The organism is Shewanella sp. YQ_9, assembly GCF_043103185.1.
GTDB classification, from domain to species: Bacteria; Pseudomonadota; Gammaproteobacteria; order Enterobacterales; family Shewanellaceae; genus Shewanella; species Shewanella algae.
In genome coordinates this window covers 97,528-110,915 of record NZ_JBICJO010000026.1, presented here as the reverse complement: position 1 = coordinate 110,915, position 13,388 = coordinate 97,528, and the positions used below count along the sequence as shown (strand labels likewise).

The 13,388-nt window shown below is 51.7% G+C and carries 10 protein-coding genes; all 10 read left to right on the top strand.

Annotation, left to right across the window (positions count from 1 at the left end):
- The first annotated feature begins 237 nt into the window (after positions 1-237).
- Positions 238-1,797: a murein biosynthesis integral membrane protein MurJ gene (gene murJ / locus ACF8D4_RS07670; protein ID WP_101059508.1), complete on the top strand. Its 1,560-nt coding sequence runs from the start codon at positions 238-240 to the stop codon at positions 1,795-1,797.
- A 65-nt stretch (positions 1,798-1,862) separates the two neighbouring features.
- Positions 1,863-2,798 carry a bifunctional riboflavin kinase/FAD synthetase gene (gene ribF, locus ACF8D4_RS07665; protein ID WP_044734928.1) on the top strand — a complete coding sequence of 312 codons (936 nt, stop codon included), beginning with the start codon at positions 1,863-1,865 and terminating at the stop codon, positions 2,796-2,798.
- Between the two features lie 32 nt (positions 2,799-2,830).
- Positions 2,831-5,656, top strand: a complete 2,826-nt coding sequence (ileS, locus tag ACF8D4_RS07660; protein ID WP_392464862.1) for an isoleucine--tRNA ligase — start codon at positions 2,831-2,833, stop codon at positions 5,654-5,656.
- Positions 5,657-5,667: 11 nt separating this feature from the next.
- On the top strand, positions 5,668-6,183 hold the full coding sequence (gene lspA, locus ACF8D4_RS07655) for a signal peptidase II (RefSeq protein WP_025011911.1): 516 nt from the start codon (positions 5,668-5,670) through the stop codon (positions 6,181-6,183).
- Positions 6,184-6,188: 5 nt separating this feature from the next.
- On the top strand, positions 6,189-6,611 hold the full coding sequence (fkpB, locus tag ACF8D4_RS07650) for an FKBP-type peptidyl-prolyl cis-trans isomerase (RefSeq protein WP_025887209.1): 423 nt from the start codon (positions 6,189-6,191) through the stop codon (positions 6,609-6,611).
- Position 6,612: 1 nt separating this feature from the next.
- Entirely contained in the window at positions 6,613-7,566 is a 954-nt protein-coding gene (gene ispH / locus ACF8D4_RS07645; RefSeq protein WP_025887210.1) for a 4-hydroxy-3-methylbut-2-enyl diphosphate reductase, read from the top strand.
- Positions 7,567-7,821: 255 nt separating this feature from the next.
- Positions 7,822-8,373 (top strand): type IV pilus modification protein PilV, encoded by a 552-nt coding sequence (gene pilV / locus ACF8D4_RS07640; protein WP_025011914.1) that lies wholly within the window; start codon positions 7,822-7,824, stop codon positions 8,371-8,373.
- 4 nt (positions 8,374-8,377) lie between these two features.
- Entirely contained in the window at positions 8,378-9,337 is a 960-nt protein-coding gene (locus ACF8D4_RS07635) for a PilW family protein (RefSeq protein ID WP_025011915.1), read from the top strand.
- Between the two features lie 10 nt (positions 9,338-9,347).
- The gene (locus tag ACF8D4_RS07630; protein WP_044735902.1) at positions 9,348-9,806 is read left to right on the top strand and encodes a PilX N-terminal domain-containing pilus assembly protein; all 459 of its coding nucleotides are present in this window, start codon (positions 9,348-9,350) and stop codon (positions 9,804-9,806) included.
- A complete protein-coding gene (locus tag ACF8D4_RS07625) occupies positions 9,803-13,384 on the top strand; it encodes a pilus assembly protein (protein ID WP_144134831.1) in 3,582 nt (1,193 codons plus the stop codon). The genes ACF8D4_RS07630 and ACF8D4_RS07625 overlap by 4 nt, the downstream gene beginning before the upstream one ends.
- The last annotated feature ends 4 nt before the right edge of the window (positions 13,385-13,388 follow it).

Here is a 13,388-nt window from a genome sequence, read left to right as displayed (position 1 = left end):
TGGATTTGATACTTTTAAAGGCCGAGGAGAATGCCCGGTTTTCGCCACTTTGTCAATGACAATGATTGAATATCCATCATAAAGATAAATTAATCCAACCTGATTTGGCTATCCTCAACCCAACTCGTGTAAGATGTGGCGCAATTCTACCAGCAATTGCTGGCATGTGACAGAGCTTAAGTGGAATTTTTGAGACTTGTCGCCGTTTATGGCGGCTTGAGTCTTCTGGGGGAATATTTGAGCAAAAAATTGGTACGGTCCGGCGCCATTGTCAGCGTCATGACCTTGATTTCTCGTGTGCTGGGATTAGTACGGGATGTGGTAGTCGCCAACTTGATGGGCGCGGGCAGCAGTGCCGATGTGTTCTTTTTTGCCAACAAGATCCCTAACTTTTTGCGGCGCTTGTTTGCTGAAGGTGCCTTTGCTCAGGCTTTTGTACCTGTATTGACTCAGTATCAGGAGAAAGAGTCCAGCGAAGAGGTCAAACTGTTATTATCAAAGGTTGCCGGTACCTTGGGGTTATTGGTAACAGTAGTGACCCTGATTGGGGTTCTGGCTTCGCCAATATTGACCGCTTTGTTCGGAGCCGGCTGGTTTATGGCCTGGGTCAATGACGAGCCTGACGGTGCCAAGTTTGAACTGGCCTCGTTAATGCTGAAGATCACCTTTCCCTATCTATGGTTTATCACTTTCACCGCCTTGGCCGGCTCGATTCTCAATACCCGGGGCCGCTTTGCCGTTTCAGCCTTTACCCCGGTATTTCTCAATGTTGCCATTATCGCCGCTGCCCTATGGTTGAGCCCCACCCTGGATAAGCCTGAAATAGGTTTGGCCTGGGGGGTGTTCTTTGGTGGTGTGATTCAGTTTTTGTTTCAAATTCCTTTTCTGCTGCAGGAAAAAGCCCTGGTTCGGCCCTCATGGGGCTGGAATCATCCGGGAGTGGTCAAAATCCGTACTCTGATGATCCCGGCACTGTTTGGGGTATCTGTGTCGCAAATTAACCTGATGCTGGATACCTTTATTGCCAGTTTCCTGGTCACAGGTTCTATCAGTTGGCTCTATTATTCAGACCGTTTGTTGGAGTTTCCGCTGGGATTATTTGGTATTGCCATTGCCACTGTTATTTTACCTGCTCTATCCAAAAACCATGTCAATGCCGAGGGTGAGGGCTTTGGTCGCACCATGGATTGGGGGATTCGTGCCATTATGCTGCTGGGTTTACCGGCCATGATGGGGCTGATTGTATTGGCTCAGCCGATGTTGATGGTGCTTTTTATGCGTGGCGCCTTTAGCATCAGTGACGTGGAAATGGCTTCCTATTCTCTGGTGGCCTACGGCACAGGTTTGTTGAGTTTTATGCTGATCAAGGTACTGGCGCCCGGATATTATGCCCGTCAGGACACCAAGACACCTGTGCGTTATGGCATCATTGCTATGGTTAGCAACATGGGTTTCAATATTATTTTTGCCGTGCCATTTGGATATGTGGGGCTGGCGATCGCCACTTCTCTGTCTGCTTTACTCAACGCTTCCCTGTTATATCGCGGTTTGCATCTGGCCGGTGTTTATCGAGTCAGCAAACAAACAATCATCTTTTTTATCAAGGCATTACTTGCTACTGTCGTGATGGTGGCCCTATTGCTCTACTTTTCTCCAGAGCAGGCGCAATGGCTTGGCTGGTCGTTTGTTGAGCGAATCAGCCATTTGTTTGCCCTGATCTTAGGTGGCGCTCTGGGGTATTTTATTGCACTGGTGCTGCTTGGGATCCGTCCATGGCGGCTCAAAGCCCGGAACTGAGGGCTGATTCTGCTGCCGAGCTGTTATATAATCCGCCAATTTACGTTTGAGCGGTCGTTGATTTCATGGAACTGATTCGCGGAATACACAATATATTGCCGGCCCATCGCGGTTGTGTGCTGACCATAGGTAACTTCGATGGTGTGCACAGGGGCCATGCCGAAGTGATAGCCAATCTGGTCAAGAAGGCACGTCACTTTGGTTTACCGGCTACCCTGATGACATTTGAGCCTCAACCGCAGGAACTGTTTCGCGGCCAGGATGCCCCTGCGCGCTTGAGCCTGCTTCGCGACAAGGTCAAGCTGCTTGCTGAACTTGGAATAGACAGGCTTGTGTGTGTCAATTTCAATCAAAAGTTTGCCCAAATGCCGGCCAAGGAGTTTGTCGAAGAGCTGCTGGTGCGTAAACTTGGGGTCAAGTATCTGGTGGTCGGTGACGATTTCTGTTTCGGACGGGCTCGTCAGGGCAATTTTGAGCTGCTTCGCTCTGCCGGTGAACAGCACGGTTTTGCGGTAGTCAGTACCCAAAGCTTTTTGGTTGGCGATCACAGGGTCAGTTCCACCATGGTCAGAGATGCGCTGGCCAAGGGCAATCTTGAGCAGGCCAGACGTTTATTGGGACATCCCTATACTCTCAGTGGTAAGGTGGCCCATGGGAAAAAGCTGGGCCGGACGCTGGGGTTCCCCACTGCCAATATCGCCATGAAGCGCAAGGTGGTTCCTGTGAGGGGCGTATTTGCGGTCAGGCTCTGGTGGGATGGCAGTGAGCAATACGATGGTGTTGCCAATGTGGGGTTTCGACCCACGGTTCAGGGACAAAACTGCCAGTTGGAAGTGCACCTGTTTGACTTTGAAGGTGACCTCTACGGGCGTAAAGTAGAAGTGGAATTAGTGGCCAAGATCCGTGACGAGAAACCGTTCGAGTCCCTTGAGGCACTTAAGAAACAAATAATGAATGACGCTGATGAGGCTCGCGCCTTACTCAGCAATGAAGCAGGCTGAGCTCTCTTAGCTAAATTAATGGTATAGGATCAATGAGCGACTATAAATCAACTTTGAATTTGCCGGAAACCGAGTTTCCGATGCGTGGTAATTTGGCAAATCGCGAGCCAGAGATGTTGAAACGCTGGACCGAGGATAATCTGTACCAACAGATCCGTGATAGCCGTATTGGCCGCAAGCTGTTCATTCTGCACGATGGCCCTCCATATGCGAATGGCGATATTCATATTGGTCACTCAGTTAACAAGATCCTCAAAGATATTATTATCAAGTCCAAGACCTTGTCAGGATTTGATGCGCCTTACGTGCCAGGTTGGGACTGCCATGGTCTGCCGATTGAACTTAAGGTAGAACAGAAAGTCGGTAAGCCAGGGCAGAAAATCTCTGCTGCCGAGTTTCGTGACGAGTGCCGTAAGTATGCCGCCAAACAGGTGGATGGCCAGCGCAATGACTTTATCCGTCTCGGCGTGCTCGGTGACTGGTTTAAACCTTACCTGACCATGGATTTCAGCACTGAGGCCAACATCATTCGCTCATTGGCCAAAGTGATTGACAACGGCCACCTGCACAAAGGGGTTAAGCCGGTGCATTGGTGTACCGACTGTGGTTCTGCCCTGGCCGAAGCCGAAGTGGAATATGAAGACAAGACTTCACCGGCTATAGACGTGGCTTTTGCCGCTGTGGACAAGACTAAAGTTTTGGCCGCTTTCGGTGTTGACGCCTACCAGGCGCCAGTCTCCATGATTATCTGGACTACCACTCCCTGGACCTTACCTGCCAACCGCGCGCTGTCTCTGAGCCCGGATTTGGACTATGTGCTGGTGGAGATTGAGTCTGAAGACGGCGCCAAGCAAGCCGTTATTCTAGCGGAAGCCCTGGTGGAAAGCTGTATCACTCGTTATGGCGTCAAGAGCCATCAGATCCTCGGTCGTGCCAAAGGTGCCGAGCTTGAGTTGATGCAGTTCCAGCACCCTTTCTATGATTTCAGTGTGCCGGCGATTCTTGGCGATCATGTGACCACCGAATCCGGTACCGGTGTGGTACACACAGCACCTGGACACGGTCAGGACGACTTTGTGGTTGGTCAGAAGTATGGTCTGGAAGTGGCTAATCCTGTGGGTGATAACGGCGTTTACAAGGCGGATACCCCGCTGTTTGCCGGCAAACACGTGTTCAAGGCCAATGATGAAATTGTGGCGCTGCTGCAGGAAAAAGATGCCTTGCTGCACCGTGAAGCCTATCGTCACAGCTATCCACACTGCTGGCGCCACAAGACACCTATTATCTTCCGCGCCACACCGCAGTGGTTTATCTCCATGGATAACAAAGGGCTGCGTGCTCAAGCCATGGGTGAAATCGAGCAAACCCAGTGGATCCCTGATTGGGGACAGAGCCGGATTGAGAAGATGGTCGAGAACCGTCCTGACTGGTGTATCTCGCGCCAGCGTACCTGGGGCGTGCCTATCACTCTGTTTGTTCACAAGGAAACCGAAGAGCTGCATCCAGACAGCGTGGCCTTGATGGAGCGTGTTGCTCATCGCATTGAGCAGCAGGGCATTCAAGCCTGGTGGGATCTGGACGAGTCTGAGCTCTTGGGTGAAGATGCAGCACAGTACCGCAAAGTGACCGACACTCTGGATGTTTGGTATGACTCAGGTTCTACCTTCTCCTCTGTGGTTGCCGCCCGCCCTGAATTCCAGGGGCAGGGAATTGACCTCTATCTGGAAGGCTCGGATCAGCACCGTGGTTGGTTCATGTCATCACTGATGATTTCAACCGCCATGAACGGCAAGGCTCCTTACAAGCAGGTACTGACTCACGGCTTTACCGTGGATGGCAAGGGCCGCAAGATGTCCAAGTCCATCGGCAACGTGATTGCACCACAGCAGGTAACCAACAAACTGGGCGCCGATATTCTGCGTCTGTGGGTGGCTTCTACCGACTACAGCGGTGAAATGACGGTATCCGATGAGATCCTCAACCGTAGCGCCGATGCTTATCGCCGTATCCGTAACACTGCACGCTTCCTGTTGGCCAACCTGAGCGGTTTTGAGCCAGAGACAGACATGATCGCCATCGAAGACATGGTGGCGCTGGATCGCTGGGTGGTGCGCCGCGCCGCCAAGCTGCAGGAAGAGTTGCTGGAAGCCTATGATGCCTACAACTTCCACATAGTGACCCAGAAGCTGATGCAATTCTGCTCGGTTGAATTGGGCAGCTTCTATCTGGATATCATCAAGGACAGACAGTATACCGCCAAGCGTGATGGTCACGCCCGTCGCAGTTGTCAGTCGGCTCTGTATCTGATTGCCGAAGCCATGGTGCGTTGGGTTGCCCCTATCCTCAGCTTCACTGCCGATGAAATCTGGCAGTTGCTGCCGGGTAAGCGTGACGCCTATGTGTTTACTCAGGAATGGTTCCAGGGTCTCAAGGCCGTACAGTTGGACTCAGATCTGAGTGATGAATACTGGGCACAGTTGCTGCAGGTTCGTGATGAAGTCAACAAGGCTCTGGAGCAGGGCCGCCGCGATAAACTGATCGGCGGCGCGCTGGAAGCCGAGGTAACTCTGTTTGCCGATGCGGCGCTGACCGAAGCTATGGCCAAACTGGGTGACGAGCTGCGCTTTGTGCTGCTGACTTCCAAAGCCGTGGTTAAGCCGCTTGGCGATGCGCCTGCCGATGCCCGTGAAACTGAGCTGGCATCACTTAAGCTCAGCGTTGCCAAGTCAGAAGCGGCCAAGTGTGACCGCTGCTGGCACCACAGAGAAGACGTTGGCCAGATCGCCGAGCATCCACTGCTGTGTGGCCGCTGTGTGACCAATATCGAAGGAGAAGGTGAACAGCGCCTGTTCGCCTGAGGATAATAAACATGCCCGCAGACTGGAAACAAAGTGGCCTGCGCTGGTATTGGGTGGCTGTGTTGGCTTTTTTGGCTGACCAGCTGTCCAAACAGTGGGTATTGGGTAACTTCAAGCTGTATGAGTCGGTGCAGCTGTTGCCTTTCTTTAATCTGACCTATGTGCGCAACTACGGCGCCGCCTTCAGCTTCCTCAGTGATGCCGGTGGCTGGCAGCGTTGGTTATTTACCGCCGTCGCTGTCGGTTTCAGTGTGTTGCTGACCGTTTGGCTTAGACGGCAATCGGCCGGCTTGTGGCGCCTCAACCTGGCTTACACTCTGGTAATAGGCGGCGCGCTGGGAAATCTTGTCGATCGCCTGATGCACGGTTTTGTGGTGGACTTCCTCGATTTCTACTGGAAAACCAGTCACTACCCGGCATTCAATATCGCTGACTCGGCTATCTGTGTTGGCGCAGTCCTGATCATCTGGGATTCATTTTTTGGCGGTGACAAGGCCGCTGCCAAGCAGAATGAAGCCAAGGAGTAACACAGATGTCTGATGTGAAATCCCTCTTGTGTCACCTGAATATACTGCTGGAAGACGGCTCGACCGCCGACAGCACCAAAGCATCTGGTAAACCCGCCCGGCTCAATATCGGTGACGGTAGTCTGAGCCCGGCGTTTGAGGCTGAGCTTCTAAAGCTGAAAACCGGCGACAATCACAGCTTTACCTTGGCCCCTGCCGATGCTTTCGGCGAGTCCAATCCCGATGCCATTCATCACTTGGATCGCAGCCGATTCCCGGCAGATATGACGCTGGAACCCGGTGTTATCGTCAGTTTTGCTGGCCCAGGTGGCAGTGAAATACCTGGAATTGTCAGGGAGATAGCCGGTGATTCTGTCACAGTGGATCTGAACCATCCGCTGGCGGGCCATCAGGTGACATTTGAACTGGAAGTATTGCAGGAGCTTTGATATGTCAGTAGCAAAATCTACCGGTCTTAACATATTGCTGGCCAATCCCAGAGGCTTCTGTGCCGGTGTCGACCGGGCCATCAGCATAGTGGAACGAGCGCTGGAACTCTTTTCCCCGCCTATCTATGTGCGCCATGAAGTGGTGCATAACCGTTATGTGGTTGAAGATCTCAAGCAGCGCGGGGCGATTTTTGTCGACGAACTGGATCAGGTACCCGACAACAGCATAGTGATTTTCAGTGCCCATGGGGTGTCACAGGCGGTGCGCAATGAGGCCAAGCGTCGTGGTCTTAAGGTGTTTGATGCCACTTGTCCTCTGGTGACCAAGGTGCATCTGCAGGTGACCCGCGCCAGTCGTAAGGGAATTGAGTGCATTCTTATCGGTCATGCCGGTCATCCCGAAGTGGAAGGCACCATGGGGCAGTACGATAACCCTGAAGGGGGAGTCTATCTCATTGAGTCTCCGGCCGACGTGGATGCATTGCAGGTGAAAGAGCCGGACAATCTCTGCTTTGTCACCCAAACCACGCTGTCGGTGGATGATACCCTGGATATTATTGCTGCGCTGCAGAAGCGGTTCCCTTCGATTGAAGGTCCTCGTAAAGACGATATCTGCTACGCGACCCAAAACCGCCAGGATGCGGTACGTAAGATGGCCCAGGATGTGGACTTGTTGATAGTGGTTGGCTCCAAAAACAGCTCAAACTCCAACAGACTGCGCGAACTGGCGCTCAAGTCAGACACTCAGGCCTATTTGGTGGATAACGCCGATGATGTCGAGCGGGATTGGTTTGATGGCGTCAGCAAGGTTGCCGTTACTGCCGGGGCTTCTGCTCCTGAGGTGTTGGTGCAGCAGGTGGTTGAGGCCATAGCCAAACTGGCGCCAAGCGTGGTGACCGAAGTGGAAGGGCGCAAGGAAGATACCGTGTTTGCCGTTCCGGTGGAGCTAAGGTAAGAAGCCGCGGATTTATTGCGCTTATATAAGTGAAAAGCATTTTAAGAAGAGGCTATCTAAGCCTCTTTTTTTTATGGAAAAAATACCTCTTATAAGGCTTGAATTTATTAGCGTTCTTTGTTACTGGAGATTTACATTCGACTCAACTATCATTAACAGGTATTATTGTGGTCTTGAGCTAACTATAAGATATTAAAGAACTAATAGGCTGAATTTATTGTCAAAAACATGGCATTGTCTGGAGATTTGACACAGATGAAAAAACGGAGAGAGGGATTCTCTCTGATTGAGGTTATGGTAGCGCTCGTCATTTTGGTGATAGGGCTTATCGGGATATTTAATTTACATATAGTGGCAAAGCGCGCCAGCTTTGAATCATTTCAACAGACTCAGGCGGCGTACTTTGCCAACGATATCCTCAATCGGATGAAGCTTAATAACACGGTACTGAATAATTACGACGACGGCTCTCCCTATTCCGGGGGCGGAAGTGCTCCTGCAAAATCCTGCGATGTGGCCCTTGGCGCCACGGTGACCTGCACTGCTGCCGAGACCCTGGCCTGGGATCTTTACCAATGGCAAGAACTCTTTACCGGCGCCGCTGAAGCCGTGGGCAGCCAGAATGTCGGCGGCCTCGACAGTGCTACCGCTTGTCTGAATGTCAATGGCAGCAATGTCACTATTGTGATGGCATGGCGAGGCATTCAGGAAACCGCCGGCACCGCCTATGAAACGACTGACTGCGGCAGTAGCTTGGGTAAGCGCCGGCGGGTCTTTATCCTCAAGACAGTGATCAATCAAGGTTAAGGCGGTGAGTGTGAAAAATTCAAAGCAGTCGGGTTTTTCTCTGGTAGAACTCATGGTGGCCATGGTCATCAGTCTGTTTCTGGCGCTCGGATTGTTCGCCATGTTCAGTATGTCTGCCACTAATGTTACTACCACAGGGCAGTTCAATCAGTTACAGGAAAATGGCCGTATTGCGTTGGCCATCATGGTGCCGGATCTGAGTCAGGTAGGCTTCTTTGGCGATATGACAGGGACAGATTTCGTGCTGGGTACCAACGCTCGGGTCGATGATGCTGTCGGAACAGATTGTATCGGTCAAGGGCTCAACAATGCCACTCTGCCCAATGGCCAACCGGCCCACTTCAGACGTCTTTGGGGATATGAGGCCGGGGTGAGTGCCGGCTCACTGAGCTGTGTCAATTCAGCGATGACAGGGACAGATGTAATTCAGATTAAACGACTGGTAGGCCCTCCCGGAGCCACCAGTGGTTTTCGGGTGGCAGCAACGGCCAGCCAGGCGGTGTTTTTTAAAGATACAGATCCCGGCCTTGAAAACCAGAGGGTGTGGGAATACCAACACCATGTCTACTTTATTAAAGACAACAACGGCGTGCCGGTTCTGACCCGCAAATCACTCTCTGCCAGCGGAATGAACGTAGACGAGCCCTTGGTCGAGGGTATCGAAAACATGCGTATTCTCTATGGTTTCGACGAGAACGGTGATGACACGGCCGATAGCTTTATGCCGGTACAGAATGTGACGGATCTGATGTGGGACAACCAGTTGTTCCAGCGAATCGTGGCCTTGAGAATATTTTTATTGGTGCGTTCGCCCAATGCTGACAATAGTTACACCAATAATGCGACTTACTCACTGGGCGACAAAACCGGCGACAGAGCCATCAGTGGTGGTGGCGATAACTTCCGCCGGAAAGTGGTTTCGACCACAGTGGTACTTGAAAACCCTGTGTTGATTAGGAACTAAGCAGATGAAAATAAGACAACAGCGGGGAGTCGTACTATTCTTCGCACTTATCCTCTTGATTATTCTGACCCTGATTGGGGTGGCTCTGGCAGTTAACTCCAGTCAGTCGCTGCGTATGGCCGGCGCCGGTGCCGAGCGGGTGGAAGCCAAGGCCTTGGCCGACGGTGGTTTGCAGGCGGTATTGAATGCCAAGAGCCAAGCAGAATTGGCGACAATGACAGCGATAGATACAGGCAACAGCTATTCGGGTGGCACTCAGGTTTTGACGCCTCTGCCATTAAAGAGTGATGGCACTGTGGATGCCAGGAATGTTTCCTGTCAGCGTAGCAGGGATGCCAGCGGTACAGATCTTATCAAGTGCCGAAGAGTGGAGGTTTCCAGCCAGGTTAGGTACGGCCGGGACAACCTCGGGCAACTGACAGTTATCGAAGGAGTTGAGCAGGAAGTGCTTAACGGGAGCGGATCATGAAACTCAAAAAGTGTTTATGCGGTTTGTTGTTTGTGCTGGTTGGCTCTTCCGGGCAAGTCTCGGCCGATGATACAGACCTTTACTTGATCCCGCCGCCAAATCAGGGACGAGCCAAGGTGCTGATTATTTTTGATAATTCGGCATCCATGGATACCATAGAAACCGGAGTGCCAGGAGGATATGATCCAACCGAAGAGTATCCCCCTGTCGGTTCCTCGAATTCCTATCAAGGAAGGATGATCTACTTTACCGTCGGCTCCGGGATGGATGAAAGTTCATTACCTGTGCCGGACAGCCCTTCGGAATCGCGCCGTTTCAACGATGCTCTCAATGGTTGCGCCGTCGCTAAAACCGCCTTGGATCGCTATGGTCGTTTTACCGGTTATATCCGAGAGTTTGTGTTTTCCGGTAATGCCAAGGGAACCTGGCAGCAGATAAAAGAAAACAGTGGCGCCGAAAAGAACAACCCGGTGGACTGTTGGGAAGATATTGAAGCCGCCAATCCAAGCAATAACGGTATCACAGTAGATGGGGTTACCTATGGTGATGGCTATCCACAGAATAGCGTCAAAGTGGGTAAAAACTATATTCCATACAGCAATGAAGCAAATGCACTCAGCAACGCGCAATCCATGGGCTTTAACCAAGGCGAGCTGGTAACCTTATACACTGACAATTATCTGCGTTGGTACACCCTATATAAGAATGGCGACTTGGATGATACTCAAGACCTCAGCAGACTGGATATTGCCAAGACAGCTATCGCCGGGGTGATAAGTTCGATGCCGACGGTTGATTTTGGCCTGGCGGTATTCAATATGAACTATCGCTATGAGGGGGATCGGGATGGTGGCCGAATCGTCGCCGGTATTCGTAGCCGCACGGCGCCTGAGAAAGAAACCCTGATCAGTACGGTTGAAAACCTGCCGGCCGAAACCAACACTCCACTTTGTGAAACTTTGTTTGAAGCCTATCGGTACTTTAGCGGCGGCCCGATTACCTTTGGCCACAGTGATAGAAACTATAACAGTGGCTCGATAAAGTATACCGCCAACAGGCCTATGTATGACACGACCATTGAGAATAGCGGTAATTATAAGTCTCCCATGAGTGTCTGTAGTGATATTGCTTATATCATCTATATTACCGATGGGGTGCCAACGCTGGACTCATCTGCCGATGCCGCGATTCAATCCATTACAAGCGCTTCGGGGGTGAACTCCGACGGTAATTACAGCCCATACACCTATGAAGTAGATTATTACGGTAGAGAAAAGAAGAGCTATCTGCCGGCGCTGGCCAGTTACATGTATCGCAACGATATTTTGCCGGCCACGGAGAAATTCCAAAGGGTGGTGACTCACACCATAGGTTTTGCGCTGGATGAGGGATCTGCGGCCGAGCCCTTGCTGGAAGAGACTGCCAAACGAGGAAAGGGCAAATACCATGCTGCCAATAGTGTGGCCGATCTGCAGCAGGCCTTCAGCAATGTGCTTGACAGTATCACGGACGAAGGACAAAGGTTTTCGGCGCCAGGGGTAGCCTTCAGTAATGCTGACCCAACCCGTACTCTGGACTCTGCCTATTATGCCTTGTTCAGCCCATCTCAAGGGCCCAAGTGGGCCGGTAACCTGAAGAAGTTGAAGGTGAACTCCTCAGGCGTACTGATAGATGCCAACGACAGACCGGCTATCTCAAGTTCGGGTGGTATTGCGGACACGGCTTGTAGTCTATGGAGTCACTGCTCTCCGGACCCAGATGGCAACGATGTACAGGAAGGCGGTGCAGCCAGAACCATAGTACCTGACAGCCGTACTCTCTACAGTAACATCAAGGTAGGTGGTGGCCTCGCGACCCTAAGCAAGAATCAGGCTTCCAGCTATGCCGGTGGTGACCTTGCCTTGTTGACTCATATGAACATGAGTGTAGCCGCCGGTACAGAAAGCTCTGAGCTGGAAAAAGCTTTTGAGTGGATCAAGGGCAAAAATGTCGATAAAGATGAAAATGGCGAATTTACCTCTGATGATTACAACGGGGTTCGCGGCGATATCATGGGTGACCCCATGCACTCGCAACCGCTTGCCATTGACTTTGGTGGCGATGGCAATAGCAATGTGCGCATTTTCGTTGGCACCAACCATGGTATGTTACATGCCTTCAAAGACACGGGTAGCAGTGTTGAAGAGAGTTGGGCCTTTATGCCCTATGAGCTACTCAGTAATGTGCAGGAACTCAGAGATAACAGCTATGCCAATGGTCACAGTGTTTATGGCATAGATGGCTCGCCGGTTTCCTATTTGGAGCGCAACGACTCGGGTGCCATTACCAAGGCTTGGATCTTCTTCGGCATGCGTAGGGGCGGGAGTTCCTACTATGGCTTCGATGTTACCGCCCCGGATTCGCCTCGAATGATGTGGCGGATTGACAACAATAGCGCCGGGTTTGCCAATATGGGGCAGACTTGGTCGACACCGGTTGTGACTAAGGTGCCGGGTTCAGATAAACCTGTAGTGATCTTCGGCGGTGGTTACAATCTGGGATATGACGCCAACACAGGCAGCAACTCAGATGGCCGCAATGTGTACTTGGTCGACGCCGAAACCGGCGTACTCAAGCATAGCTTTGGTGTCGATGGTGGCACAGCGTTGACCGGCATAGAACACAGCATTGCCGGTTCAATAGCCACTCTCGACAGCAACAGCGATGGCGCTACAGACAGGTTATATGCCGCAGACCTTGGTGGTAATGTCTGGCGTATGGATATGCCTTCAGAAAACACCTCCAGTTGGAGTGGCTTCAAGTTTGCCTCTGTGGGCGGCGCGCTGGCATCTTCCGATCGCCGCTTCTTCTATGAGCCTGTGGTAGCCCAGACGGTATTTACCAATGTCACCCGGGTGACAACGACAGATGCCGACGGTAACACCAGTACTACTACGGCATATCAAAACGTACCTTATGATGCCGTCACGCTCGGCAGTGGTAACAGGGCATCACCACTGGCTACCGATGCCGAAGATATGTTCTTTGTGCTGCAGGATCGCAACGTGGTGACCAAGACTTTTGGCGGCTCAGGTGCGACTGTGCCCAGCCCGATCACTTTGGCCAACCTTTACAATGTGACATCGGCGGCGCCAAGCAGCGACAGTGAGAATATCGACTTTGGTACCAAGCTGGGCTGGTACTATAACTTCTCTGTCATTGGTGAGAAGAGTCTGTCACCTTCGGCCATCATCAAAGGGCGTGTCTACTTCACCTCCTTTGTGCCGGCGCAGTCGACACCCGAAACTGAAAATAGCTGTCTCATCTCTTCGACCGGACGCTTGTACAGTTTCGACCTGCATAAAGGCGGGCGTTACAATTATGAGTTTTTGGAAGTGTGTGAGGATTGTATTCCTCAGCCACCCAAGATCATTACCCCGCCCAAAGATCCAGATGACCCGGATAATCCGGACAATCCAGATGCTGCCTTGATTATTGGTCGCGGTGAGTGTGATGAAACCGGTGAGAACTGTTCCGGTACAGTGGCGCTGGATACAGGCCTGAGTACCAACAAGATTTATTATCATGTGAATGAGTAGGATA

What these genes read in the sequence shown, in the direction of transcription:
- ribF (WP_044734928.1), top strand. Translation starts at nt 1,863, where the DNA reads ATGGAACTGATTCGCGGAATACACAATATATTGCCGGCCCATCGCGGT.
- ileS (WP_392464862.1), top strand. Translation starts at nt 2,831, where the DNA reads ATGAGCGACTATAAATCAACTTTGAATTTGCCGGAAACCGAGTTTCCG.
- lspA (WP_025011911.1), top strand. Translation starts at nt 5,668, where the DNA reads ATGCCCGCAGACTGGAAACAAAGTGGCCTGCGCTGGTATTGGGTGGCT.
- fkpB (WP_025887209.1), top strand. Translation starts at nt 6,189, where the DNA reads ATGTCTGATGTGAAATCCCTCTTGTGTCACCTGAATATACTGCTGGAA.
- ispH (WP_025887210.1), top strand. Translation starts at nt 6,613, where the DNA reads ATGTCAGTAGCAAAATCTACCGGTCTTAACATATTGCTGGCCAATCCC.
- pilV (WP_025011914.1), top strand. Translation starts at nt 7,822, where the DNA reads ATGAAAAAACGGAGAGAGGGATTCTCTCTGATTGAGGTTATGGTAGCG.
- ACF8D4_RS07625 (WP_144134831.1), top strand. Translation starts at nt 9,803, where the DNA reads ATGAAACTCAAAAAGTGTTTATGCGGTTTGTTGTTTGTGCTGGTTGGC.